This is a genomic window from Thermoanaerobacterium xylanolyticum LX-11, from assembly GCF_000189775.2.
GTDB classification, from domain to species: Bacteria; Bacillota; Thermoanaerobacteria; order Thermoanaerobacterales; family Thermoanaerobacteraceae; genus Thermoanaerobacterium; species Thermoanaerobacterium thermosulfurigenes.
On record NC_015555.1, the window covers coordinates 121378 to 147752 of the forward strand.

The following is a 26375-nucleotide window of genomic DNA, read 5'->3' on the forward strand; positions in this document are numbered from 1 at the left end:
ATGTTAGATATGCTTAAAAACGTTTTTTCTAATCTGTCAAAGAAGCCAGTGACTCGAATGTATCCCTTTGAAGAGAGAAAACCCTTTGATATAAACAGGGGCCATTTGGAAAACAACATTGATGAATGCATTTTTTGCGGCATGTGCCAGAGAGTGTGCCCATCAAACTGCATAAGTGTTGATAGAAAAACAAGTGTTTGGGAGTACAATCCGTTTGAATGTGTCTTGTGTGGCGTATGCGTAGAAAAGTGTCCTAAAAAATGTTTAAAGCTTGATGTGCATTACAGAAGCTGCACAGACAAAAAGTACAACATTCACTTGGAAAAACACGATGATTCTGAGAAAGCCGGTGCTTAAATGCATGAATTGTCAATAACTGAAAGCATTGTAAACATGGTTTCTGATGAAGTTAAAAAAAGAAATGTCAATAAGGTCACCAAAATAAACATTGTGCTTGGCGAATTAACCGGGTTTGAAGAAGAAAGCATAAAGTTTTATTTTGATGTTTTAAGCGAAGGAACGCCATTATACGGTGCTAAACTTGATTTTAAAAAAGTAAAAGCAGAGTTTAAATGCCGCAGTTGCGGCATGATTTATAATAGAGGCAATTTCACTTTTAAGTGCCCATATTGCGGTAGCAGCGGTGTTTTGATTGAGAAAGGCAAAGAACTTTATATAGATAGCATAGATGTTGAATAAGGAGTGTTATTATAAATGGAAATTAAGATTATTAAAGATGTGCTTGAAGCCAACAACAACATTGCAGAAGAAAACAAAAGCATAAAAGATGGAAGAAAAATCATGATGGTAAACATAATCGGTTCACCTGGTACAGGCAAAACAAGTTTCATATTGAAGCTTATAGAAAACATGGATATTCCTTGTGGTGTCATAGAAGGCGATGTGGCATCAGATATAGATGCTCGCAAGATGGCCGAAAGGAATATACCGGTGGTGCAGATAAATACAGGAGGTGCTTGCCATCTAAATGCAAATTCAATAAACAAAGCATTGTCTACGCTTGATTTTGAAGGCGGCATATTGTTCATAGAGAATATAGGAAATCTAATATGCCCTTCAGATTTTGAACTTGGTGAAGACTTCAAATTGGCTATGGCAAATGTTGCAGAAGGCGATGATAAGCCATACAAATATCCTCTTTTGTTCTCAAAGGCGAAAGCGGTCGTCATAAATAAGATAGATTTACTGCCGTATTTTGACTTCAATAAGCAGTATTTTTACGATGGTGTAAAGACGCTTAATGATGAAGCTGAGATTTTTGAAGTATCAGCAAGGACGGGAGAAGGCTTTGAGGTGCTGGCAAAATGGCTGAAAGAGAAATACGACGAATACGTGCAAGGCAAATAAATATTAAAGGGATTGTCCAAGGTGTAGGATTTAGACCGTTTGTGTACAATTTGGCGTTGAGATACAGTTTGTCAGGCATTGTTTACAACACATCGTCTGGTGTTTCTATTAATGTGGAGGGCTATGAGGATGACATAGATGCGTTTTTATCAGAATTAAAAGAAAATCCTCCAAAGCTTTCGAAGATAGACGAGATATCCATAGAAGATTGTGATGTCGTAGGATATAAAGGTTTTAGCATAAAATCAAGCAAAGCGGATGAGGGATTTGTGCCGATTTCTCCTGATATGGGTGTATGCGACGAATGCGTAAGTGAGATGATGGACGAAAAAAACAGGAGATATAACTACCCGTTCATAAATTGCACAAACTGTGGTCCAAGATTTTCCATCATTGAGGATATACCATACGACAGGCCAAAGACGTCCATGAAAAAATTCCCCATGTGCAAATTATGTAATGATGAGTATGAAAATCCGTTGGATAGAAGGTTTCATGCACAGCCTGTGGCATGTTATGATTGCGGACCGTCCCTTAAATATGTTGGCGAAAGCACGAATATTGATCCCATTATGGCGGTTGCTGAAGATTTAAGAAAAGGGAAAATCGTTGCTATAAAGGGGATAGGCGGCTTTCATCTGGCTGTAAATGCATTATCCCATGAGGCTGTATTAAGGCTTAGAGATAGGAAAAACAGGTATGGGAAGCCACTGGCGCTTATGATGAAAGATGTAGAAGATGTAAAAAGGCATTGTCATGTAAGCCCTGAAGAAATAGAGCTATTAAATAGTCAAAGAAGGCCTATAGTTCTTCTTAAAAAGAAATACGAGTTTGAAGGTGTAAGCGATGGCCTTGACAGCGTGGGTGTGATGCTTCCTTACGCCCCAATACATTATCTTTTGTTTAAATATATAGATTTTCCAGTTGTCATGACCAGCGGCAATATCAGTGAAGAGCCTCTGTGCAAAGACAACGACGAAGCATTAAAGAGGCTTAAAGACATAGCAGACAGTTTCCTTCTAAATGATAGAGACATTGTAAATAGGATCGATGATACGGTTACATCTTGGAAAGGTAAAAGTGAAAGAGTCATAAGGCGATCAAGAGGATATGCACCAGAGCCTATGGTGTTTAAAATGGACTTTAAACCGATACTTGCTGTCGGAGGGTATTACAAAAACACGTTTTGCTTGACTAAAGGCAATTACGCATTTCTAAGCCATCACATAGGAGATCTGGATAGCAGCAAGACGTACATGTACTATGTAGAAGAAATAAAGAAGTACATGAGACTTTTTAAAGTCCAGCCGCAATTTGTGGCATGTGACATGCATCAAGGCTACTTGTCGACGCAGTTTGCAAAAACACTGGGCTTGCCTGTAATATACACGCAGCACCATCATGCACACGTAGTAAGCTGTATGGCGGAGTACGGCATAGAAGACAAAGTAATAGGCTTTTCATACGACGGTACTGGATACGGATTGGATGGAAATGTTTGGGGAGCTGAATTTTTGATAGCTGATTTAAAAGACTTCGTAAGGGCAGGCCATGTAAAGTACAATCCGCTTCCGGGCGGGGAACTTGCTATAAAAAGGATATACAGAACTGCAATAGGTTTTATAAATGAAGATATGAATTTTTATAAAGACTATCTTAAAAGGTTTGATGCAAAGGAATTGGAGATCATAAAAGCGCAGATAGACAAAAAAATAAACGCACCATTGGTGTCCAGCATGGGCAGATTGTTTGATGCAGTTGCATCACTGATTGGTGTTAAAGACACTGTCATATATGAAGGACAAGCGGCTATGGAGCTTGAAAGCATCATAGAAAAGGATCAATCGTATTATGACTTCACAGTATCAAGTGATGACCAGTATGTGGTGGATACATCGGATATTTTAAGGCAAGTTTATTCTGACTATAAAAAAGGAGTAAGCAAGGGAATAATATCCGCCAGATTTCACAATACCATCGTAGAGTTTACTGCTTATGTAGCATTGAAACTTGGCGAAAAGTACAATATAGATAAAGTGGTTTTAAGCGGTGGAAGCTTTCAGAACAAATATTTATTGGAAAATATCATTGATAGATTATCAAAAGAAGGATTTCTTGTTTATTCCAATAGCAAGATACCTTGCAATGACGGTGGTATTTCCTTAGGTCAAGCAGTCATAGCAAACTATAGGATGGAGGTGTGATTATGTGTATTGCTGTCGCACAAAAGGTGGTAAAAATCGAGGGAGATGTGGCAGAGACTGAATTAAACGGACTAAAAAGAAGGGTATCTATATCCATGGTACCTGATGTGAAGATTGGAGATTACGTGATGGTTCATGCAGGTGTAGCAATAAGCATTGTAGATAAAGAAACGGCTGAAGAAGATCTAAGGCTTTGGGAAGAAATGGAGGAAGCTTTGAGAGAAAGCTTCAAACAAAATTAAGAAAGGAAAGGTATTTCTATGCAAGGCATTATAAATACAGCCAAAGAGCTTATAGATAGGTATAATATTGGAGAATCTATTAAAATAATGGAAGTCTGCGGTTCTCACACTATGGCTATATCGAAATACGGCTTAAGGCAGATATTGCCGCCAAATATAAAGCTAATATCGGGGCCAGGATGTCCTGTCTGTGTGACGGCACAAAATGAGATTGATGCTTCAATATCTTTGGCAAGTCAAGGAGTGACTATTGCCACATTTGGAGATTTGGTAAGAGTGCCTGGTAACAATTCTTCGCTGCAAGAGGAAAGGGCAAAAGGCAGAAATGTCAGGGTGTTTTACTCACCACTTGATGCGCTGGATTATGCTATAGCAAATCCAAGTAAAGAGGTAGTTTTTATTGGGATAGGATTTGAGACGACAATCCCGTCTGTTGCACTTACCATAAAAGAAGCATACACAAAAAAAATCAAGAATTACAGTGTGTATTGTCTTCATAAGACAATGCCAAAGGCATTGGAGGCACTTGTTGTAAATGGATCAGACATTCAGGGATTTCTACTTCCGGGTCATGTAGCTGCTATAACAGGAAGTACTATATATAATTTTTTAGTTGACAAATACAAGATTGGCGGTGTTGTGTCTGGATTTGAAGCATCAGACATATTGATGAGCGTCGTAATGATTTTAAAAAACCTAAGAGATCCTAAGATAGAAATTCAGTATAAAAGGGTTGTAAAAGAGGAAGGTAATACTGATGCACAAAGTTTAATCGAAGAAGTCTTTGAAGAAAGCGATGCTGAGTGGAGAGGTCTTGGTATGATAGAAGGGTCTGGGCTTAAGATACGTGAAAAGTACAGTGAATATGATGCAGAAAAAAAATTTAACATTAAAAAGCCTAATAGCAGCACAGAGATAAAGGGTTGTCGGTGCGGTGATGTGCTGAAAGGGATTATAACGCCAAAACAATGCCCCTTGTTTGGCAAAGCTTGCACACCTTTGAATCCTGTTGGGCCATGCATGGTTTCATCAGAAGGATCGTGTGCGGCGTACTACAAGTATGGTGAGTAAAATCGAGGAGGAACGGTATATGGACAAGGTACTTATGTCACACGGTGGCGGCGGTTCGATGATGCAAAGCTTCATAAGCGAAATATTCATAGAAAAGTTCAATAACGAATATCTAAATCAGATGGAAGATGCAGCATTGCTGCCGGGTAAGACTGTTTTTACAACAGACAGCTTTGTAGTAAAACCTGTTTTCTTTCCAGGTGGTGACATTGGAAGGTTGGCAATATGCGGTACTGTAAATGACATCTCCATGCGTGGTGCAAAGCCGCTTTTCTTGAGTGCATCATTTATAATTGAAGAGGGATTTCCGGTTGATGACATTAAAAAGATAGTCGACTCTATGGTAGATGCTGCTAATGAAGCTGGTGTACAAATTGTGACAGGTGATACAAAAGTTGTAGAGAAAAATAGCGCAGATGGCATCTTCATAAACACTGCAGGAATAGGCATTTTGCCTGATGGAGCTTATGTGTCTATTAAAAACGGGGAACCTGGAGATGTGGTGATAGTCTCTGGGACAATTGGAGATCATGGAATGGCGGTAATGGGTGCCAGAGAAGGGCTTGACTTTGATCCTCCTCTTTTTTCTGATGTGTCGCCTTTAAATAAGATGGTACAGAAGCTTATGACTCTTAAAGATGCTGTGAAAATCTTAAGAGATCCTACAAGGGGTGGTGTCGCAGAAGTTCTGTACGAGATTGCCAGCATGAGTAATGTGGGAATTAAAATACATGAAGATAAGCTGCCTGTGAAAGAAAGTGTGAAATCGGCTTGCAGTATGTTAGGTATTGACTTTTTACATCTTGCAAATGAAGGAAAGCTTATATGTGTAGTTGATAAAGATTTTGCTTATAAGGCATTGGAAATAATGAAAGGTGATAAATACGGCAAAGATGCGGCTATTATAGGTGAAATCGATGATTCTGGTCTTGTAACGATAGAAACAGTCTATGGCACAAATAGAATCATTGATAGACCAATTGGCGAGCTTCTCCCGAGAATATGCTGAAAATAAAAGCAGGGCATTGCCCTGCTTTCTTAATAAGAATTTTTAAAAATTATTTTGATTATATATATGCAATTTCAATATTATGTGATAAAGTATTTATATCGAATTCTTTTAAAGCCAATTTAATTGAAAGGAACGGTCTTTATGATCATTCGAAAAGCTAATATAGATGATATTAAAAGAATAAATGATATATACAATCAAGCTGTATTAAACACTACGGCAACAATTGATACTGAACCAAGGCCATTAGAGTATCATAAAAAGTGGTTTGAGGCACACAATGACAGATATGCTGTTTTTGTGGCAATAGAAGACGACATTGTTGTAGGTTGGGCATCTTTATCCATTTGGTCTGAAAAATGCGGATATAGGGCTGTAGCGGAAGACTCGATTTACATTGATAAGTCGTACAAGGGACGTGGCATTGGGGATAAATTAATCAAGAAGATTATAGAGCACGCAAAGGAAAATGAATTTCACACTATAGTAGCCAGAATATCTGAAGGTAACGATGTAAGCATTCATTTACACGAAAAGTACGGCTTTAAAATTGTTGGCACATTAAAGGAATTAGGTTACAAGTTTAATAGATACCTGGATATTCACATATTGCAGTTGATTTTGTAAAAAATAATACCAGGTAAATAAAAAATATTAAGGAGACAAAAGATTAATGGATTTTAAGGAACTACATTTAAATGAAAAAATTTTAAAAGCTATCGACGATATGGGATTCGAGGAGCCATCCAAAATACAGTCGGAAGTAATACCTGTTTTGTTAGAAGGTTTAGATGTAATAGGACAGGCAGAGACAGGTACCGGCAAGACGCTGGCGTACGGTGCACCTATCATAAACAATTTTAGTTCAAATGATGGGAAAGTGTTTTGCCTTGTTTTGACTCCTACTAGGGAGCTCGCAATACAAGTAAATGATGAATTGGCCCGCATTGGGAAGTATTCTAAAGTGAGATTGCTTCCTGTCTATGGTGGCGTGCAAATAGATAGGCAGATTAAAGCAATAAAAAGAGGTGTAGACATCGTTGTAGGTACGCCTGGGAGAGTTTTGGACCTTATAAAGAGGAATGTGCTTGACTTAAAGAGTGTAAGGTACCTTGTCATAGATGAAGCAGATGAAATGATGGATATGGGGTTTATAGACGATATTAAAGAAATTATAAACCATACAAATAAAGAAAGACAGACAATGATGTTTTCTGCTACGATGCCAGATGAAATAAAAAATCTTGCAAAGAAATACATGAAAAGCGATGCGAAATTTATTTCTATCGTAAAAAAGACTATGACTGTTTCAACAGTCCAGCATTTTTATTACGAGGTAAAAAACCAAGAAAGGTTTGAATCTCTTTGCAGAATATTAGATGTTGAGGAGCCGTCAAGCACGATAATTTTCTGCAAGACAAAAAAAGAAGTTGATGAGCTTACAGAAAATATGCAGTCAAGAGGATACAATGTTGAGGGAATGCACGGCGATATGAGCCAAAATCAAAGGATAAATACGCTTAGGAAATTCAAAGAAGGTATTTTGGATTTCTTGGTAGCGACTGATGTAGCAGCAAGAGGCATAGATATTGAGAATGTGACACATGTCATAAATTACAATCTGCCACAAGATGTAGAATCGTACGTTCACAGGATTGGCAGGACGGGAAGAGCAAATAGAAGCGGTGTTGCTTATACATTAGTAACATCAAGGGAATATCCAGCATTGAAGAGGATAGAAAAAGCTACACGATGCAAAATAAAGCGAAAAGAACTGCCAACTGTAGATGACATATTGGAAGTCAAGTACAATAAAATGATAGCTGAAATCAAAAAGACATTGGAGAAAAATGATTATAAACGGTTTGTGCCATTGGCAATGGAGCTTGACGAAGAATACAATCTTGTAGATGTTGCGGCAGCTTTGATGGATATGTATTATGGGGAAGATGTATATAGAAATGATATTGAACGGGATTATTTAAGGCTGTTTATCAATTTAGGAAGAAAAGACAAATTCAATAAGAGGACGGCAATTAAGCTTTTTTCAGATTGCCGCATCTCAAAAAATGATATACAGGATATAGACATATTTGAAAAATTTTCGTTTGTAAATGTGGCTAAAAGCGTTGCAAAGAATATAATTGACCAATTATCTGGTAAGATAATCGATGGTAAAAGAATAAACGTAGAGATTTCAAAGCCCAGAAACTAATTTAAAAGACTGCCAATATGGCAGTCTTTTAAATTAGTTATATGCTTAAATAAAGTGATTTATTATACTCATCCATGAGAGTACTAATTAATTCTTTGACGGGTATTATCTTATCCGCTCTATAGGCATTGGCTCCAGCAAATGCAAATCCATTTTCCATTAGCCCCTTTTGAGCGTTTATGAGTGCTTGTGATATACAGTAAGGGCTTTTTTTATAGTCACACGTCTTAATGCAGTGATACAAACATTTATATGGTTTTCTTTCACCTGATTTTACATCATTAAGGAACTTATTAATGATTGCTCTACCTGGCATACCGACAGGACTCTCTATTATAGCTATATCTTCTTTTTTGCAGTTGAGATATGACTTTTTAAATTCATCTGACGCATCGCATTCATCGGTTGTGACAAAACGCGTGGCCATTTGTACACCAGCAGCACCCATTTTTAGATATTTGTATATGTCTTCACCTGTATATATTCCACCAGCGGCAATAACAGGTATTTGCCTTCCTGAGATTTTCTCATATTGTCTTGTTTCTTCTAATACGTTTTTTAGTATTTTATCAAGAGAATAGTCAGGACTTGATATTTGCTCACTTGAATATCCTAAATGACCACCAGCCATTGGACCTTCAACAACAACAGCATCTGGCAAATAATCGTATTTTTGCAGCCATCTTTTTGCTATAAGATTGAATGCCCTTTCAGATGAAACAATAGGTACTAATTTAGTCTTAGATGTTTTATTCAAAAATTTAGGGAGATTTAATGGGAGTCCTGCGCCGGAAAAGATTATATCAATGCCTTCATCTATTGATGCTTTAACCATGTCAGCAAAATTTGACAGTGCCACCATTATATTAACGCCAATTATACCTTTAGTTTTCTCTCTGGCTTTTTTAATTTCCTTTCTAAGTGCCCTTATATTTGCTTCAATGTAATTTGTAGCAAAATCTTTTTCCAGCATGCCGATACCTGCTGCAGATATTACACCGATGCCACCTTCATTGGCGACGGCAGAAGCGAGATTGCTTAGTGACACTCCTACGCCCATGCCACCTTGAATTATTGGCAATTTTGCTACTAAATCGCCAATTTTTAAACTTTTAATATTGATATCTATCGTAAATTCCTCCTCATATGATTTGAATATTCTCGGCAACTTCTGTTGCCTGATATATCTGAATTTCAGGAGACATATTTTAAATTTATCCCCCAAAATTTCATTCTGAAATCATTTTTCGATTTCCAATTCATTTACATCTTTATTTACATTGTAAGATTTTTTCTTTATATTTTCCTTTATTTAACATATATGGTTACATTCTATCTTGACTTTTTTAAATCGCCCCAATAATCGAAATGGATGGTGTTTTTACCATACTACTTGTTATTGAGGTGATTTTATGTTGGGCGCATGGCGTTCGCATTCTGATTATCAGTCTTTCCTTGTCGAAAATATTCAACCCATTTATGCTTCAGATAAAAATCGTGTCATTCAATTTTCTGAAGCTTTATCTAAACTCTATAATTTAGATCTTGATGTTCTTAAACTTGTACTGGAACCTTATTATTCTAATACTGGTTCTCCAGCCAAAAACCAGCCTGAAGTTTTTCGGTCTTTTGTACTTATGTCTCTTCTTAAATGTCACAGTATTACTAAATGGGTTTACACGCTTCATCATGATGACCTTTTGTGTTACATGATTGGCGTGTCTCCTGATAATATTCCTGGTGTTGGTACTCATTATGACTTGATTAACAGGTTATGGCTTGAGGATCCTGATATTGAAAAAGACCGACAGGATTCTCTCCATCCTTTTAAACGCAAACCACGTAAAAAACTTGCTAAAAATCAGAAGCTTCCACCACGCCACCCTGGTATTATACAGAAATTTGTTGATTTGGCTTTACAGGGTAAAATTTTTGAGTCAAGACCTGAGAAGCTTCTTCAACAAATTTTTGCCGATGTTGCTGTTAGGCCTTCCGCCAATGATGGCATCCTCGGTGATATTGAAAAACTTACTATCTCCGGTGACGGTACTTGCATTAAAACCGGCGGAAGTCCTTTCGGTATTAGAACTTGTGATTGTGCTAATAAGGGTATATTTAATTGTGACTGCCATCGCAAGTTCTCTGACCCCGATGCTCGCTATGGTTGGGATAGTTATCATGAGACATGGTTTTATGGTTATTCTGGTTATTTTTTAGTGACATACAACGAAGAGCTTAAATCTGATATTCCGATTTATCTTCGCTTGGTTGAGGCTCCTCGTTATGATGGTGTTACTGCTATTATTGCTTTGTCTGAAGCAAGGGCTTTGTATCCTGATTTCGTTTTTGATAAATTTATTGGTGATTGTGCTCATGATAATTACCCTACTTATCATCTTCTTAATAAGTGGAATATTAAACCTGTAATTCCGCTTAATAAGAAGAATAAAAACAACAGCAAGTACCAAGGTACTATTAAAATCAATGAAAATGGTATTCCTGTCTGTATGGCAGGATTATCTATGGTTTACAATGGTTTTATGAAAGACCGTAACAGAATTAAATGGCGCTGTCCTTTTGCGACTGGTAAAGTTGATTCATGTAATTGTAAAGATAAGTGCTCCTCTTCTGATTATGGTAGAACCGTTTATACGAAGCCTTCATCTTATCCTCGCTTGTTTACCGTCATTCCACGTGGTTCTGATGAATGGAAAGGCGAGATGAAAAAGCGAACTTCTTCTGAGCGTGTTAACAAAAGGCTTCTTAATGACTATGAGTTGGAGCTATCTAAAACCAGAGGCAAAAAGCGTTGGTCTTTCTGGATTATGATACACTCTATTAATATCCATCTTGATGCTAGATTGAAAAAATCTAAGTTTGATTTTATTTCTATGCTTGATGGATTATTAGGTAGAGTAGCATAAATATTGAGTTTCCATATACTGTTAATTTTTAAACCTATTTTATTAGGCTTTATTTCTTATACTCTTTTTTTAAATTGATTTTCATTATTTTACATTTTCTTTCCTCTTTTCAGTATTTTATCGCAAAGGCTTTGTTATTTTCTGTATCTAATTTTTAATTTATGCCATAGTATGACGCTGGAAATTAGTTTCCGAAATCACTCGATTTTATAAAGTTACTCTAACATTATTTTGATGGAGAGTCAAGAAAAAAATTTTTAAAATATTAAATCCTTTAATCATGTTTTTTAAGAATCAATCAAATACAGTTGTAACAAGTGAACTGATTACAATGGCATTTCTCATTTATGCTCTTTCATATGCGATTTCAGTAAAAATATACAATTTACGCGAATTCTAAGGTTTAATTCGAATTATATGAGGGCTTCACAAGAGATTAAATAATTTATATACTATATGTGTAGCAAATAAAGGGAGAAGGAGTGCTGAATGTGTTTGAGGCAGTTATTTTTGATATGGATGGCGTATTAATCGACAGTGAAACGCTGCACATACAATTGGAAGAAGATATTTTCAAGGAAATAGGAGCCAATATATCTTTTGAGGAGCATATTTCGTTTGTGGGGACAACGTCTCACTATATGTGGGAATACGTAAAGAATAAGTGCAACGTACCGTTTACAGTAGAGGAACTCGTTGAGATGGACAGAAAAAGGTATTTTGATTATATATCAAAACACGATGATGCAGTAAAGCCTATAGTAGGTGTAGACGAGCTTGTAAAAGAATTGCATAAAAGAAACATGAGACTTGCAGTTGCTTCATCATCACCTATTGATGTAATTGAAATTGTTGTAAAAAGACTCAAGCTTGAAAACTATTTTGACGAGCTTGTATCAGGTGATTTTGTAAAGAGAAGTAAGCCATATCCTGATATTTTTCTTTATGCGGCAGAAAAACTTAATGTTGCACCTGAAAGGTGCATAGTAATAGAGGACTCAAATAAAGGAGTTTTGGCTGCAAAAAGTGCTGGCATGAAAGTAGTGGGATTTATAAATCCTAATTCAGGTAATCAAGACATAAGTATGGCGGACATGGAGATACGTTCATTTTCTGAATTGGATTACGAAAAATTGCAAAATATATAAAATTGTTACATATGCTTGGAGGATTTTTAAGATTTGTGTAGAAATATATATTTGTTGTGTATTGTTGGAACTTTGAAAGGAATTGATATAATGGAGCAGTACGATGTTTTTCTTATAAATCCTCCATCGTCAAGTATGAAAGATAAATACGAACATTTAGGACTTGCATATATAGCAGCTTTTTTAAGAAAAGAGCGCATCAGTGTAAAGATAGTGGATATGCCACTTTATGATTTATTTCCAGACGATGTTGTCTACGATATAAAGCAAAACAAGCCAAAATTGATAGGTGTAAGCATACCATTTCAGGATGGTGCAATTGAAGCTTTAAGGTTCATAAAAAAAATAAAGGAAACGGGCTATAAGGGGCATTTATCTGTAGGTGGCATATACCCCACTTTTTCATACGATGAGATATTGATGGAGTGCCCTCAGATTGACACAGTTGTTTTAGGCGAAGGAGAGCTTACCTTTACAGAACTTGCAAAAAAGATACTAAATGATGAAGAATGGAAAGACTTAGAAGGCATAGTTTATAAAGACGGCGATACTTTAAAGGCAAATGACAAAAGACCTCTCATAGATGACCTTGATAGTATGCCGTATCCTGAAAGAGATACGCTTCCAATAGTAATCTTAAAGTCAGGTTTTGCCTCTATACTAACATCAAGAGGATGCTATGGAAGATGCAGCTTTTGCAGTGTTGGACCATTTTTTTCTCAGTTTGGTCAAAAATATAGGCAAAGAAGCGTAGAGAATGTCATTGATGAGATAAAAATACTATATGAAAAATACAATGTAAGAAATTTATTTTTCAACGATGCTGAGTTTGTAGGCGGTAAAGGTAAAAGTTATGAAAGGGCATATAGATTGGCTGAGGAGATCATACGAAGTGGCATGAATATCAATTTTAGCATACAGTGCAGAGTAAACGATGTAGACAAGGAGCTTTTTTCTATTCTAAAAAAGGCAGGGCTTAAAAGGGTATTTTTAGGCGTCGAATCAGGATCGCAAACAGTACTTGACCGTTTTAAAAAAGATGTAAGGGTTGAGGACAATATAAATGCTTTAAAGATTTTAAATGATTTAGATCTTTATATATCGATGGGATTTATCATGTTCGATCCGCATATAAATTTTAAAGAGCTTAGCGAAAACATCTCTTTTATAAACAATGCTGTAAAATTGATAGGAAAGGAAAGGCTTGACTATTATCCTGTAAGTAGACTTTTGCCTTTAGCAGGTACAGAAGTTGAAAGAGATATGAAAGAAAAAGGCTTGTATAAGGGAAATTCTTTAAACTACAATTATGAATTCGATGACAAGACTATTGGATTTATTTACAATTTATCACATAGTGTGTTCAATTTAGTTGGCAATTTAAAATCAAGGTTTAAAGGGAGCGATATCAATACTAAATGGATAAAAAGATAAGCCGAAAGAGGCTTATCTTAATCATATATTGTATTTCTTTCATATCTATAACCTGTGTGATCTATGGTATTTGCTAATTTAGCTTTTTTAGGCAGTTTGACGTCTTTTAGGACTTCTTCTTTGAAGTTTTCGAAAGTAAGGGCATCAGTTACTCTTCTTTTGCAATTCTTTACACATGCTTGACACCCGATACATCTTAATGGATCGTAAACTGGTTCAACTTGACCTATGATGCCCATGTCTTGCATGTGAGCTTTTATGCAGTCATTGGGGCAACCAGTGACTGCGATTTTTACGTGATAGTCATTAGGTATATTAGCTTTTCTATCTTTAATGCAAGTGCTGTTGTATCGTAGTTGGCAAATGGGCATACCCGATTACCGATGCAAGCCGACACGTTTCTTGTGCCTGCGGCAGGGTATCCTCCTTCTTCACCTTCTATTTGGGCGCCTTCATCTTTAAGTCCTTTTATAATAGGAGATATAAGTTCATTTATCTTATCGATTTTTTCCATAGATATTCCTGGTATTTCAAAGCCTTGGCGTGTAGTAATGTGAACAGTTCCATTGCCGTACTTTTCAGCTACTTCTTTTATTATGTCGAGATACTTTATATTTAGATCTCCACCGGGAACTCTTATTCTCAGACCGTTATGCCTCTTTGCTTTGTCACTCTATATGCATTTTTCTTTAAAAGTTTTGTATCGATATCGAGAATCATGATTTCACCCCTTTAATCGAGAAGTTGTTTAGATTTTGTATAGTTGAATACAGGACCTTCAAGACAAACGTATGTTTCATTTATCTTGCAATGGCGACATTTTCCTATGCCACATGACATTTTTCTTTCGAATGATACACATATATTTACCTCTGGTATACCTCGCTTTAAAAATTCAAGGCATGTAAATTTCATCATCATAGGTGGACCTACGACAATTACGATCGTATCGTCGGGGCTTTCGATATTTAAATCTGGTATAAATTTTGTGATTAAATCAATATTTCCTGTCCACGTTTCATCGCCATTATCAACGGTCAATAAAACATCAAATTTTTCCTTCCATTTTTTTATTTCATCTTCAAAAAGTATGTCTTTTGGAGACTTAAAACCTACCAAAATATTGAGTTTTTTTATTTCTTTAGGATTTTTGCAATACCTATTTATTATGCTTTTGACTGGTGCGAGACCTGTACCGCCAGCATCGATCACTACATTTTTATTTTTAAAGGATTCTACAGGAAATCCGTAGCCATATGGCCCTCTTATAAACAAGAAATCTCCAGGTTTTAATTCTATGTCTTTATATGAAGATATCTCCGTATGTCACAAGATCAGTATCAGAAAATGCACCTTTTCCTTTTAACCTTATAGGAGCGAATATTTTGTAATTTTTGCTTAATATTTTCAGGGCATCATCAAAACTTTTTACATCTAATTCAGTACCCATCATATCACTCGTATTGCTGTTTTCATGGCTAATGGTTATTTATTTAACAAAATTTTATCATAAAATCGAAAATTTTTATGTGATATATCTCACAATTAATGTACTCCCTCAAAAGAGGGAGTACATTAATTGTATATTTGCTTTGAAGTGCAATTGCTGTAATTATGATAGTGGTCTTTATCGTAAGATGTTCTACCATCCATCTTGTGGACGTGGCCGTCTTTAGTCCTTATGGCAGGTCCTGTGTATCCATTTATATAGTGTTTGTGATTTTTGGCTATAGACGTATACCCAGAATAATAGTGTATATGACTTGTGCCATATGGTATGGCATAGCTGGTACATCCTTTGTAATCGTGGTTGTGCTCTAACACTGTACTTGTAGTGCCAAAATAATCATGGTAGTGTTTATCTCCATCTGACATAATATATACCTCCAAAATATATTATTGTATTTTACATTATATGTTTGATGTTGATATAGTGATAATATATAAAGTAATAAGACCAAATTAAGGGAGGTGTAAATTGATGAATAAAAAGTTGGTAACTAAAGAAAGCATTTTTATAAGCTTGGCAGTATTATTGATTGCTGTAATTGCAATCATGTCATTGACAGGCTTACAGGATAAAAATAAAAATGATGAGATAATTAAAATAAAACAAACATCATGCTTTGACAGCATCACGATAAACGAAAACTATCACGTTAGACAGCAGTAATCGTGATATAATTAGATTATACGGCACAGAGACCGAGTTTTATTTGGGATTTTCAAACCCGTAAAATAAACTGATCGGGCTTCCTTTTTGTACCACCATCTGTCCAGAACAAAATGTTCAAAAGGACGCATAGTAAAATAAGGAAATATAAGGGAGCCACGCCGTAAAATCTTCCTTTATGAGGTGAAAGGTTATGGATAGATTATACGAGCGTTGTTGTGGGATTGATGTACACAAAAAAATGATAGTTGCTTGCTTTAAACGTGGTAATGATCAGGAAATCCGTGAGTACGGAACAACAACAGCAGAATTAAGAGAACTCACTGCATGGCTACTTAATGAAAAGTGTGAAATGATAGCTATGGAAAGCACTGCTTCTTATTGGAAACCATTATACAACATATTCGAGCTTTCCGGATTAGATGCTATAGTAGTAAATGCAAGAGACATGAAAGCTGTTCCTGGACGGAAAACAGATGTAAAAGACGCAGAATGGATTGCAGATCTTCTCCAGCATGGTTTGCTCAAGGCTAGCTATGTTCCTGATAGAGAGCAAAGAGAATTGCGTGAAGCATCTCGCTATCGCAAAAGCCTAATTGAGGAACGAGCACGTGAATTGAATCGACTGCAAAAAATGTTAGAAGGAGCTAATATCAAATTATCTAGCTTTACTTCCGATATCAATGGCAAAAGCTCCAGGAGAATATTAAATGCTCTTTTAGAAGGCAAGAAATTAGATGAAGAACAACTTCAAGAATTGCTTCACGGTTCAATGCATAAAAAAATTCCTGAAATTATGAAAGCAGTGGATGGTGTACTTACTCCCCTTCAGAAACAATTAATTAAAAATATCATTGACCATATAGATGATATGGGTAGACGTATAGAAGATATGGATAAACTAATTTCGAATTACTTGGACAAATATCAAAAAGCAATTAAACAGATTGATGAAGTTCCAGGCATAGGAATACAAAGTGCAGAAACGATTCTAGCGGAAATTGGATTAGAAATGAAGCGCTTTCCGAGTGATGCGCATATATCAAGTTGGGCAGGGCTTTCCCCAGGCAACAATGAAAGTGCAGGCAAACGACGAAACAGCAAAACGACGAAGGGGAATAAGACATTAAAAACCACCCTAATTCAATGTGCAAAATCTGCAGTAAAAAAAGAAGGAACATTCTTTTATGCACAATATCAACGTTTAGTTGTAAGACGCGGAAAGAACCGTGCAATTGTAGCAGTAGCTCACTCAATGTTGATTGCCATTTACCATATGCTTAAAGAAAATAAACCGTATAAAGAGCTTGGAGAAGATTATTATAATCAGTTTAACAAGGAGCGAAAGATTAATTCCTACCTAAAAAAACTATATGCATTAGGATGGGAACCTGAAATTGCCACACAATAAATATAAATATTACCATTAATTCCCTTTAAAAGTCTATTTTTAAAGCTGTAGGGGAAGTCTGCGCTTTTTTAGCTACTTATATAATAAGTTTTCATAGTAATTAATTAGTGATGCAGAAAACATGGAAGCGTCTGTATATATTTTGCCAGAAGCGTATACAACTTCACCAGATATAGATGTCCCAAGTGACGTTGCAGATGCCATGTATAAAAGAGTTGTTTCAGAAGCAGAAAAGTATTATAGTGCAAAGTCTGGAATTCTGGCTGACAGAATTCAGGTTTTACAAATGGCTGTTAAAGCTGAAATAGAAAGTAAAGATTATAGAGATAAAAATCATTTTGTTAAAAAAATAAATTTTATCAGTGTTGATGTAAGTGGTGATACAGCAACTGTAATAGCTGATGTAACAAAACAGTCAACAACATTAGGATTAGTTCCGGAAGGCATTGATATGAGCAAATACAAAACAAGTGATAAAAAAGAAGAAATGAAGCCGGAAATGAAAGCAAAATTACAAGAAGATATAAAGAATGCTCCCAAAAAATTAGTTACATTTACTCCGGGAGGAACGATGAGATTTTACTACAATTTAGCTAAAGAAGATGGAGTTTGGAAAATAACTTCAAGAAAAGGTGATTATCTACCTGGACAAGGACCATAAAGATAAAATTTTCTTAATAAGGACAGAAAATAATCTGTCCTTATTTCTTTGTATTATGAGTGATTTCGGAAACTAATTTCCAACGTCATACTATGGCATAAATTAAAAATTAGATACAGAAAATAACAAAGCCTTTGCGATAAAATACTGAAAAGAGGAAAGAAAATGTAAAATAATGAAAATCAATTTAAAAAAAGAGTATAAGAAATAAAGCCTAATAAAATAGGTTTAAAAATTAACAGTATATGGAATCTCAATATTTATGCTGCTCTACCTAATAATCCATCAAGCATAGAAATAAAATCAAACTTAGATTTTTTCAATCTAGCATCAAGATGGATATTAATAGAATGTATCATAATCCAGAAAGACCAACGCTTTTTGCCTCTGGTTTTAGATAGCTCCAACTCATAGTCATTAAGAAGCCTTTTGTTAACACGCTCAGAAGAAGTTCGCTTTTTCATCTCGCATTTCCATTCATCAGAACCACGTGGAATGACGGTAAACAAGCGAGGATCAGATGAAGGCTTCGTATAAACGGTTCTACCATAATCAGAAGAGGAGCACTTATCTTTACAATTACATGAATCAACTTTACCAGTCGCAAAAGGACAGCGCCATTTAATGTCTGTATAATGGGGTTAAATCCCTCAGCTTAAGCTGAAACCTTTAGGTCAACGAATAAAAATAAATAATCACTTCTAGTAAAAAATAAACTAGAGGTGATAAATATGCAAAATTATAGAAAGTCGTCACATGCTACATATGATCTAAAATATCATATAGTATGGATAACAAAATATAGAAAACCGGTATTGGTTGGGAAAATAGCTGAAAGGACAAGAGAACTAATAAGAATGGTATGCAAAAATAATGAAGTAGAAATATTATCAGGACATGTATCAAAAGATCATATACATATACTAGTGTCGGCACCACCACATTTGTCAGTAAGTAAGCTAGTGCAATATATAAAAGGATATAGTTCGAGAAAGCTGCTAATGGAGAATAAGGAGCTTAACAAACAATTTTGGGGACAACATTTATGGGCACGAGGATATTTTGCAGCAAGTAGTGGCAATGTAACAGATGAAGTGATAATAGAGTATATACAAAATCAAGACATAGAAGAAAATCAAAAGAATGATAATTTTACTTTAGGCGAGTTTTAAGCTGCTTAAGCGGCATATCCAACCCACCTGCTTTAGCAGGTGGTGGTTGAGTTCTGTTACGGTCTTTCATAAAACCATTGTAAACCATAGATAATCCTGCCATACAGACAGGAATACCATTTTCATTGATTTTAATAGTACCTTGGTACTTGCTGTTGTTTTTATTCTTCTTATTAAGCGGAATTACAGGTTTAATATTCCACTTATTAAGAAGATGATAAGTAGGGTAATTATCATGAGCACAATCACCAATAAATTTATCAAAAACGAAATCAGGATACAAAGCCCTTGCTTCAGACAAAGCAATAATAGCAGTAACACCATCATAACGAGGAGCCTCAACCAAGCGAAGATAAATCGGAATATCAGATTTAAGCTCTTCGTTGTATGTCACTAAAAAATAACCAGAATAACCATAAAACCATGTCTCATGATAACTATCCCAACCATAGCGAGCATCGGGGTCAGAGAACTTGCGATGGCAGTCACAATTAAATATACCCTTATTAGCACAATCACAAGTTCTAATACCGAAAGGACTTCCGCCGGTTTTAATGCAAGTACCGTCACCGGAGATAGTAAGTTTTTCAATATCACCGAGGATGCCATCATTGGCGGAAGGCCTAACAGCAACATCGGCAAAAATTTGTTGAAGAAGCTTCTCAGGTCTTGACTCAAAAATTTTACCCTGTAAAGCCAAATCAACAAATTTCTGTATAATACCAGGGTGGCGTGGTGGAAGCTTCTGATTTTTAGCAAGTTTTTTACGTGGTTTGCGTTTAAAAGGATGGAGAGAATCCTGTCGGTCTTTTTCAATATCAGGATCCTCAAGCCATAACCTGTTAATCAAGTCATAATGAGTACCAACACCAGGAATATTATCAGGAGACACGCCAATCATGTAACACAAAAGGTCATCATGATGAAGCGTGTAAACCCATTTAGTAATACTGTGACATTTAAGAAGAGACATAAGTACAAAAGACCGAAAAACTTCAGGCTGGTTTTTGGCTGGAGAACCAGTATTAGAATAATAAGGTTCCAGTACAAGTTTAAGAACATCAAGATCTAAATTATAGAGTTTAGATAAAGCTTCAGAAAATTGAATGACACGATTTTTATCTGAAGCATAAATGGGTTGAATATTTTCGACAAGGAAAGACTGATAATCAGAATGCGAACGCCATGCGCCCAACATAAAATCACCTCAATAACAAGTAGTATGGTAAAAACACCATCCATTTCGATTATTGGGGCGATTTAAAAAAGTCAAGATAGAATGTAACCATATATGTTAAATAAAGGAAAATATAAAGAAAAAATCTTACAATGTAAATAAAGATGTAAATGAATTGGAAATCGAAAAATGATTTCAGAATGAAATTTTGGGGGATAAATTTAAAATATGTCTCCTGAAATTCAGATATATCAGGCAACAGAAGTTGCCGAGAATATTCATTATAGTTGGGGGGAAATTACGAGCTAAAAATGCTTTTTCGTTCCTTAAAATGTTATTTTCGTTCTTAAATTGACAATATTTAAATGAAATCTTATATACTGAAATTGATAAAAAAATTTTTTTAAAAAACTGTAACGGAATCCAGTGTAAGTTGTTTTATATTTATGAAGGGAAAAAATTAGTGATGTAGATAAAATAATAATGACAGCCATAAACATAGGCATTATAGACACGCGTGGCAATATATTATAGGGTGATGTGCCGAAAAACGGTATCTATTTCATAAAAATGTGCCGAATTTCGGAACTTCTCAAAAGGTGGGTTTGGGGTTATAATGGGGTGATTAAAATAAATAAAGATAAATTAATCTCGTTAATAGTATTAATAATTTTGTCTTTATCAATTTTAATTGTCATAAGTGCAAAATATATTATTAGTCATAGATATATATAATGAACTATAGATGAGAAAATTCACTAACATAAATTACCATAATAAACTTACATGAAAAAATTTAATAAAAAATAGAGACAAATGCTCGCTTCTATGGTATTAATATGTTGTTACCCTATAACAATATTAATCATAGGAGTGGAGCAAATGTCTCATAATAAAAGAATAACAGAAAATTCATCAATAATCCAGTACTTAATGAAATTAAATTTTGCATTATATTTTACTAAACCTGTTATTCGTCATATTGTAGAATTTATAATTGCTGCCACTCAAAAAGGTTATAGTGGTACTGTTACAGATATAGTTAATTTAAGCCTTGCTAATTGCCATAGAACTACATTTGGCAAATTCTTAAGCCAAGGTGTTTGGAATATAGAGTATGCATGGAGAGCAATAAGGCGAGAAGTTATTCGCATTATATTTGAATTATCCCAAACTAGCAACAAGCCGATATTTGTGATTTTTGATGATACTATTGCTGAAAAGACAAAGCCTTCGTCACAGGCTAAACATACTATCCAGGCAACAGGATTCCATCAATCACATTTAAAAGGGAAGCAAGTTTGGGGACATCAACTTCTTACCATGATGCTATCTTGCGGCAATGTGGTATTACCTTACTGTATTGAGCGCTATGAAAAAGGTGGCAAAAGCAAAATCGAAAGAATATGCGAAATGGTATCTATGCTTCCAATACCTAAAGGACCAGCATATGGACTATGTGATTCATGGTACATAAACAAAAAAGTAATAGAAGCACATTTCGAAAGAGGATACCATCTCATAGGAGCACTAAAAACTAACAGAATTATCTATCCACAAGGTATCAGAATTCAGATAAAAGATTTTGCCCAATATATCGAAAAGAACGAAGTTTGCCTCGTTACAGTAAACGGTTCTAATTACTGGGTATATCGCTATGAAGGAGCCTTAAATGGAATAGATAATGCTGTAGTAGTATTGTGTTGGCCTGAGAAAGCTTTTAAAAATCAGAATGCTCTACATGCATTTATCTGTACTGATACTGAATTAGATACCGAGACTATTCTAAATTACTACAGTCAAAGATGGCCTATAGAAATATTCTTTAGGCAGACAAAGAATAATCTTGGACTAAATACATATCAAGTACGCTCAACAAAATCAATAGATAGATTATTATGGCTTATATCATTGACATACCTGTATTGTACGACTTCAGGTGACGAATATTGCAAATTTGGGCAAGGAATAAAAATAGTACGCAAAGAAGTACAAAAGCAGCGTGTTCAATGGCTGTATGAGCGAGCTAATAATAATGTATCTATTGATAAAATTTTAGCAGAACTACAGTTAGCATAGGTGTAGTGCATCTATTTGATGGTAATATTTTGTTATCAATTTTTCTCATCTATAGTAAAGTTAATTAATTTTCATATTCATGTATAAGATTGGTTAATCTTGCCTACAATTATAGAAAAAAATAATGGGGCGGTAAAATTAATTACCACCCCAAGAAAGGTATCACAATGATAATTATAGCCTTTCCAGTCAAAAATATACATGAATATATCGAAAATAAACATCATGCTTTGACAGCATCACGATAAACGAAAACTATCACGTTAGACAGCAGTAATCGTGATATAATTAGATTATACGGCACAGATACCGAGTTTTATTTGGGATTTTCAAACCCGTAAAATAAACTGATCGGGCTTCCTTTTTGTACCACCATCTGTCCAGAACAAAATGTTCAAAAGGACGCATAGTAAAATAAGGAAATATAAGGGAGCCACGCCGTAAAATCTTCCTTTATGAGGTGAAAGGTTATGGATAGATTATACGAGCGTTGTTGTGGGATTGATGTACACAAAAAAATGATAGTTGCTTGCTTTAAACGTGGCAATGATCAGGAAATCCGTGAGTACGGAACAACAACAGCAGAATTAAGAGAACTCACTGCATGGCTACTTAATGAAAAGTGTGAAATGATAGCTATGGAAAGCACTGCTTCTTATTGGAAACCATTATACAACATATTCGAGCTTTCCGGATTAGATGCTATAGTAGTAAATGCAAGAGACATGAAAGCTGTTCCTGGACGGAAAACAGATGTAAAAGACGCAGAATGGATTGCAGATCTTCTCCAGCATGGTTTGCTCAAGGCTAGCTATGTTCCTGATAGAGAGCAAAGAGAATTGCGTGAAGCATCTCGCTATCGCAAAAGCCTAATTGAGGAACGAGCACGTGAATTGAATCGACTGCAAAAAATGTTAGAAGGAGCTAATATCAAATTATCTAGCTTTACTTCCGATATCAATGGCAAAAGCTCCAGGAGAATATTAAATGCTCTTTTAGAAGGCAAGAAATTAGATGAAGAACAACTTCAAGAATTGCTTCACGGTTCAATGCATAAAAAAATTCCTGAAATTATGAAAGCAGTGGATGGTGTACTTACTCCCCTTCAGAAACAATTAATTAAAAATATCATTGACCATATAGATGATATGGGTAGACGTATAGAAGATATGGATAAACTAATTTCGAATTACTTGGACAAATATCAAAAAGCAATTAAACAGATTGATGAAGTTCCAGGCATAGGAATACAAAGTGCAGAAACGATTCTAGCGGAAATTGGATTAGAAATGAAGCGCTTTCCGAGTGATGCGCATATATCAAGTTGGGCAGGGCTTTCCCCAGGCAACAATGAAAGTGCAGGCAAACGACGAAACAGCAAAACGACGAAGGGGAATAAGACATTAAAAACCACCCTAATTCAATGTGCAAAATCTGCAGTAAAAAAAGAAGGAACATTCTTTTATGCACAATATCAACGTTTAGTTGTAAGACGCGGAAAGAACCGTGCAATTGTAGCAGTAGCTCACTCAATGTTGATTGCCATTTACCATATGCTTAAAGAAAATAAACCGTATAAAGAGCTTGGAGAAGATTATTATAATCAGTTTAACAAGGAGCGAAAGATTAATTCCTACCTAAAAAAACTATATGCATTAGGATGGGAACCTGAAATTGCCACACAATAAATATAAATATTACCATTAATTCCCTTTAAAAGTCTATTTTTAAAGCTGTAGGGGAAGTCTGCGCTTTTTTAGCTACTTATATAATAAGTTTTCATAGTAAATCATATTTGTACATAGATACACCATCTGGATGTCAGTTCTGAAATTCGGCCCCTATTAAAGAAAATGTGCTGAATTTCGAAATTTCTCTAAAACCGGATTGAGGTTTTTGTTGTCAAATGAGTAGAATCCAAAATATCTATATTTGATTTAACCTCTCAAGTATTTTATCTTTTAGCTCTTCTAATTTGTCGATATATATTTCATTTATTCTTTTACATATTTCTATTGCATTACTTTGACTATATATGTGCGATGTAGCATTTCTGTCTACAAGCATATCAAGCCATATTTTTTCATCATCAATTAATCCTGATGAATATGCTTCTCTTAATACGGTTTTTGGTGAATTTAATCCAACTAAGCCTTCATCTTCAAAAACTTCTTTTAAAGTTTTCCAAGCAAGTTCAAAAGTAAATTCATACCTTTGAATTATCCCATCCCTTTGAAGTTCGTCTTCCTCATCATATTGTAACAAGCCTTCTTTTAATCTATCTAATGCCTTTATAAAATTTTCAAGTTTATTATTGTTTTTCATATATAATAACACCATCCCGGTTAATATTATCTAATAACTTTTTGTCAGTATTATCATCTATAAAAACTATATCAAGTTTTAACAGAGTATTTATATCATCTAAATCGCAATAAATTGCACCTTTATGTGAATTATCTTTGCAGTATACAGCAATATCTACATCACTGGTCTTTCTATTATCTCCTCTTGCTCTTGAACCATATATTACAATTTTATCAATATTATTATATTTTTCACCTATAAATTTAATTGAATCTATTATTCTATCATCTAAAGTTAATTTCATAATATGCCTCCAAGTATCGTTCTTTAGATTGATTATACAATAATATAAAATACACTACAATCGGTGTTTTGTTTAAAAATTTTATCGAATCTATTTACAACGTAACAGTGTTATGTTACACTATTTATGTGGAGGTGAGTGTTAGTGGATAACAATGATTTAATATCGAAAAAGGAGTTGCTTGAGATTACTGGTATTTCCTACGGGCAGCTTTACAGGTGGAAAAGAAAAAATCTTATTCCGGAGGAATGGTTTATAAGAAAGTCTACATTTACAGGACAAGAGACATTTTTCCCTAAAGCTAAGATTCTTGAAAGAGTAAATAAAATTCTAAGCATGAAAGATGATTTATCATTGGACGATCTTGCAAATATGCTTTCGCCTAATCCAGCAGAGATTGTATTAAGCTTAGATGAGATAAAAAAACGCAACATTGTTTCGTTAATATCTTTGGAGCTGTATATAAAGACGTTTGGAGAAGAAAAAGAGTTTTCATTTAACTCCATTCTATATATTTACATTGTTGATGAAATGATAATTGCAGGAGATATAAATCTTGAAGAAGGAAAAATTATTTTAGAAACTTTGAAAGAAAATTACAATAAATTCAATGGGAAGAATTGTGATCTATTATTTGTGAGAAAGTTTGGAGTATCTACATGTTTTTTGGTATCAAGTGGGTCTGAAGTTTATTTCGAGTCAGGTGCGAAAATCATTAAAAGGCTGAATGTTGCGGGAATTATTGAAGAATTAAAAATAAATTTAGTAAATGGGGGCGAGCTTAATGAGTAGTGAAAACTTAAATGATTTAATTGGCAGTGGCGTAGGAGACTCTGCTGGTGGTAAGTATCGAAACGTCATAATCAGCGGTGTTATGGGAATAAAAGGCGATGTAGAATGCACAGATTTTAAATGCAGTGGTGTTTCGAAAGTAGATGGCAACATAAAAGCAGATAGCATCCTTGTAAGTGGGGTCAATAATGTAAATGGAGATATTAAGTGCCAAGAATTAACTGTCGAAGGCTCATTAAATGTGGCTGATGGTGTAAATGCTGAAAAAGTCAAGATATATGGTGTGCTTAAGGTAAATGATGACTTAAATTCAGAGATATTTATTTCACGAGGTGGTTTTACCATAAACGGACTTTTAAATGCGGAAAATATAGATATAAGCCTCTTTGCAAAATGTAAAGTGAGAGAAATTGGTGGTCAAAGTATCAATGTTTACAAAGACAATACAAACAATATAAATTTCTTTGGAAAAATCTTGGAGACATTTTCTACATCACAAAGATTGATTGTGGACACTGTTGAAGGCGATGATATTTATATAGAGTACACCAATGCAAAAATTGTAAGAGGTAAAAACGTCAAAATTGGCCCGGGTTCAAATATCGACATTGTAGAATACAAGGATAAATTTGAAAAAGATGATAATGCGAATGTTAAGGAATTTAAAAAGATGTAAAGGAG

Annotated in this window: 30 protein-coding genes and 2 pseudogenes; 20 read left to right on the forward strand and 12 right to left on the reverse strand. The window is 34.9% G+C overall.

Annotated elements, in window-relative coordinates; all coding sequences use genetic code 11:
* From THEXY_RS00615 to THEXY_RS00655, 9 genes are all read left to right on the forward strand, one after another.
* Entirely contained in the window at positions 1 to 357 is a 357-nt protein-coding gene (locus THEXY_RS00615) for a 4Fe-4S binding protein (protein ID WP_013786936.1), read from the forward strand.
* Positions 358 to 699 (forward strand): hydrogenase maturation nickel metallochaperone HypA, encoded by a 342-nt coding sequence (hypA, locus tag THEXY_RS00620; RefSeq protein ID WP_013786937.1) that lies wholly within the window; start codon positions 358 to 360, stop codon positions 697 to 699.
* Positions 700 to 714: 15 nt separating this feature from the next.
* Positions 715 to 1368 (forward strand): hydrogenase nickel incorporation protein HypB, encoded by a 654-nt coding sequence (hypB, locus tag THEXY_RS00625; protein ID WP_013786938.1) that lies wholly within the window; start codon positions 715 to 717, stop codon positions 1366 to 1368.
* On the forward strand, positions 1326 to 3572 hold the full coding sequence (gene hypF, locus THEXY_RS00630) for a carbamoyltransferase HypF (protein WP_013786939.1): 2247 nt from the start codon (positions 1326 to 1328) through the stop codon (positions 3570 to 3572). The genes hypB and hypF overlap by 43 nt, the downstream gene beginning before the upstream one ends.
* A 2-nt stretch (positions 3573 to 3574) precedes the next feature.
* Positions 3575 to 3814 (forward strand): HypC/HybG/HupF family hydrogenase formation chaperone, encoded by a 240-nt coding sequence (locus tag THEXY_RS00635; RefSeq protein ID WP_013786940.1) that lies wholly within the window; start codon positions 3575 to 3577, stop codon positions 3812 to 3814.
* Between the two features lie 18 nt (positions 3815 to 3832).
* Positions 3833 to 4885: a hydrogenase formation protein HypD gene (gene hypD, locus THEXY_RS00640; protein ID WP_013786941.1), complete on the forward strand. Its 1053-nt coding sequence runs from the start codon at positions 3833 to 3835 to the stop codon at positions 4883 to 4885.
* 19 nt (positions 4886 to 4904) lie between these two features.
* On the forward strand, positions 4905 to 5894 hold the full coding sequence (gene hypE, locus THEXY_RS00645) for a hydrogenase expression/formation protein HypE (protein ID WP_013786942.1): 990 nt from the start codon (positions 4905 to 4907) through the stop codon (positions 5892 to 5894).
* A gap of 144 nt (positions 5895 to 6038) precedes the next feature.
* The gene (locus tag THEXY_RS00650; RefSeq protein WP_013786943.1) at positions 6039 to 6524 is read left to right on the forward strand and encodes a GNAT family N-acetyltransferase; all 486 of its coding nucleotides are present in this window, start codon (positions 6039 to 6041) and stop codon (positions 6522 to 6524) included.
* A 46-nt stretch (positions 6525 to 6570) separates the two neighbouring features.
* Complete coding sequence (locus THEXY_RS00655) at positions 6571 to 8112, forward strand: DEAD/DEAH box helicase (protein WP_013786944.1); 1542 nt, start codon at positions 6571 to 6573, stop codon at positions 8110 to 8112.
* Positions 8113 to 8149: 37 nt separating this feature from the next.
* Here THEXY_RS00655 and THEXY_RS00660 read toward each other — a convergent pair whose 3' ends face one another.
* Positions 8150 to 9280, reverse strand: coding sequence for an NAD(P)H-dependent flavin oxidoreductase (locus THEXY_RS00660; RefSeq protein ID WP_013786945.1), 1131 nt, complete (start codon positions 9278 to 9280; stop codon positions 8150 to 8152).
* Between the two features lie 244 nt (positions 9281 to 9524).
* Here THEXY_RS00660 and THEXY_RS00665 point away from each other — a divergent pair, with 244 nt between their 5' ends.
* The 3 genes from THEXY_RS00665 to THEXY_RS00675 all read left to right on the forward strand — a co-directional run bounded on the left by THEXY_RS00665 (position 9525) and on the right by THEXY_RS00675 (position 13618).
* Positions 9525 to 11036, forward strand: coding sequence for a hypothetical protein (locus tag THEXY_RS00665; RefSeq protein ID WP_013786946.1), 1512 nt, complete (start codon positions 9525 to 9527; stop codon positions 11034 to 11036).
* 491 nt (positions 11037 to 11527) lie between these two features.
* Positions 11528 to 12184: an HAD family hydrolase gene (locus tag THEXY_RS00670; RefSeq protein ID WP_013786947.1), complete on the forward strand. Its 657-nt coding sequence runs from the start codon at positions 11528 to 11530 to the stop codon at positions 12182 to 12184.
* A 33-nt stretch (positions 12185 to 12217) separates the two neighbouring features.
* Positions 12218 to 13618 carry a B12-binding domain-containing radical SAM protein gene (locus THEXY_RS00675; protein ID WP_013786948.1) on the forward strand — a complete coding sequence of 467 codons (1401 nt, stop codon included), beginning with the start codon at positions 12218 to 12220 and terminating at the stop codon, positions 13616 to 13618.
* A gap of 17 nt (positions 13619 to 13635) precedes the next feature.
* Here the strand turns inward: THEXY_RS00675 and THEXY_RS12975 are convergent, their stop codons facing one another.
* The 7 genes and pseudogenes from THEXY_RS12975 to THEXY_RS00690 form a co-directional block, all read right to left on the reverse strand.
* Complete coding sequence (locus THEXY_RS12975) at positions 13636 to 13866, reverse strand: 4Fe-4S binding protein (protein ID WP_230197605.1); 231 nt, start codon at positions 13864 to 13866, stop codon at positions 13636 to 13638.
* An 18-nt stretch (positions 13867 to 13884) separates the two neighbouring features.
* A pseudogene (locus tag THEXY_RS12980) lies at positions 13885 to 13932 on the reverse strand (hypothetical protein); the annotation flags it as partial.
* The gene (locus THEXY_RS12985) at positions 13911 to 14132 is read right to left on the reverse strand and encodes a hypothetical protein (RefSeq protein ID WP_230197606.1); all 222 of its coding nucleotides are present in this window, start codon (positions 14130 to 14132) and stop codon (positions 13911 to 13913) included. The pseudogene THEXY_RS12980 and the gene THEXY_RS12985, both read right to left, overlap by 22 nt.
* A 27-nt stretch (positions 14133 to 14159) precedes the next feature.
* Positions 14160 to 14264 (reverse strand): annotated as a pseudogene (locus THEXY_RS12990) (sulfite reductase subunit C); the annotation flags it as partial.
* Positions 14265 to 14350: 86 nt separating this feature from the next.
* Positions 14351 to 14893 (reverse strand): iron-sulfur cluster-binding protein, encoded by a 543-nt coding sequence (locus tag THEXY_RS00685; RefSeq protein ID WP_230197607.1) that lies wholly within the window; start codon positions 14891 to 14893, stop codon positions 14351 to 14353.
* A 28-nt stretch (positions 14894 to 14921) separates the two neighbouring features.
* Entirely contained in the window at positions 14922 to 15068 is a 147-nt protein-coding gene (locus THEXY_RS12605) for a hypothetical protein (protein ID WP_230197608.1), read from the reverse strand.
* 125 nt (positions 15069 to 15193) lie between these two features.
* Complete coding sequence (locus THEXY_RS00690) at positions 15194 to 15493, reverse strand: YmaF family protein (protein ID WP_013786949.1); 300 nt, start codon at positions 15491 to 15493, stop codon at positions 15194 to 15196.
* Between the two features lie 106 nt (positions 15494 to 15599).
* Between THEXY_RS00690 and THEXY_RS00695 the strand changes: the two genes are divergently transcribed.
* The 3 genes from THEXY_RS00695 to THEXY_RS00705 all read left to right on the forward strand — a co-directional run bounded on the left by THEXY_RS00695 (position 15600) and on the right by THEXY_RS00705 (position 17863).
* On the forward strand, positions 15600 to 15791 hold the full coding sequence (locus THEXY_RS00695; protein WP_013786950.1) for a hypothetical protein: 192 nt from the start codon (positions 15600 to 15602) through the stop codon (positions 15789 to 15791).
* Positions 15792 to 15984: 193 nt separating this feature from the next.
* Positions 15985 to 17202, forward strand: a complete 1218-nt coding sequence (locus tag THEXY_RS00700) for an IS110 family RNA-guided transposase (RefSeq protein ID WP_013786951.1) — start codon at positions 15985 to 15987, stop codon at positions 17200 to 17202.
* Positions 17203 to 17323: 121 nt separating this feature from the next.
* Positions 17324 to 17863, forward strand: coding sequence for a hypothetical protein (locus THEXY_RS00705; RefSeq protein ID WP_013786952.1), 540 nt, complete (start codon positions 17324 to 17326; stop codon positions 17861 to 17863).
* A gap of 260 nt (positions 17864 to 18123) precedes the next feature.
* Here the strand turns inward: THEXY_RS00705 and THEXY_RS12490 are convergent, their stop codons facing one another.
* Positions 18124 to 18372 (reverse strand): hypothetical protein, encoded by a 249-nt coding sequence (locus tag THEXY_RS12490; protein WP_230197609.1) that lies wholly within the window; start codon positions 18370 to 18372, stop codon positions 18124 to 18126.
* Positions 18373 to 18594: 222 nt separating this feature from the next.
* Here THEXY_RS12490 and tnpA point away from each other — a divergent pair, with 222 nt between their 5' ends.
* Positions 18595 to 19035 (forward strand): IS200/IS605 family transposase, encoded by a 441-nt coding sequence (gene tnpA / locus THEXY_RS00715; protein WP_013786953.1) that lies wholly within the window; start codon positions 18595 to 18597, stop codon positions 19033 to 19035.
* Here the strand turns inward: tnpA and THEXY_RS00720 are convergent.
* Entirely contained in the window at positions 19016 to 20233 is a 1218-nt protein-coding gene (locus tag THEXY_RS00720; RefSeq protein ID WP_013786954.1) for a hypothetical protein, read from the reverse strand. The two genes, tnpA and THEXY_RS00720, sit on opposite strands and share 20 nt — an antisense overlap.
* 861 nt (positions 20234 to 21094) lie before the next feature.
* Between THEXY_RS00720 and THEXY_RS00725 the strand changes: the two genes are divergently transcribed.
* Positions 21095 to 22291, forward strand: coding sequence for an IS701 family transposase (locus THEXY_RS00725; protein WP_013786955.1), 1197 nt, complete (start codon positions 21095 to 21097; stop codon positions 22289 to 22291).
* A 470-nt stretch (positions 22292 to 22761) separates the two neighbouring features.
* Complete coding sequence (locus THEXY_RS00730) at positions 22762 to 23979, forward strand: IS110 family RNA-guided transposase (RefSeq protein ID WP_013786951.1); 1218 nt, start codon at positions 22762 to 22764, stop codon at positions 23977 to 23979.
* Between the two features lie 238 nt (positions 23980 to 24217).
* On the opposite strand, the gene THEXY_RS00735 is transcribed toward THEXY_RS00730, so the two are convergent.
* Together THEXY_RS00735 and THEXY_RS00740 are read right to left on the reverse strand one after the other, a co-directional pair.
* Positions 24218 to 24616, reverse strand: a complete 399-nt coding sequence (locus THEXY_RS00735) for a nucleotidyltransferase substrate binding protein (protein WP_013786956.1) — start codon at positions 24614 to 24616, stop codon at positions 24218 to 24220.
* Positions 24603 to 24902, reverse strand: coding sequence for a nucleotidyltransferase domain-containing protein (locus THEXY_RS00740; protein ID WP_013786957.1), 300 nt, complete (start codon positions 24900 to 24902; stop codon positions 24603 to 24605). Before THEXY_RS00740 ends, THEXY_RS00735 begins: the two co-directional genes overlap by 14 nt.
* Positions 24903 to 25046: 144 nt before the next feature.
* On the opposite strand from THEXY_RS00740, the gene THEXY_RS00745 reads away from it, so the two are divergent.
* On the forward strand, positions 25047 to 25694 hold the full coding sequence (locus THEXY_RS00745; protein ID WP_013786958.1) for a YhbD family protein: 648 nt from the start codon (positions 25047 to 25049) through the stop codon (positions 25692 to 25694).
* Positions 25687 to 26370, forward strand: coding sequence for a polymer-forming cytoskeletal protein (locus THEXY_RS00750; RefSeq protein ID WP_013786959.1), 684 nt, complete (start codon positions 25687 to 25689; stop codon positions 26368 to 26370). The genes THEXY_RS00745 and THEXY_RS00750 overlap by 8 nt, the downstream gene beginning before the upstream one ends.
* Positions 26371 to 26375: the final 5 nt, after the last annotated feature.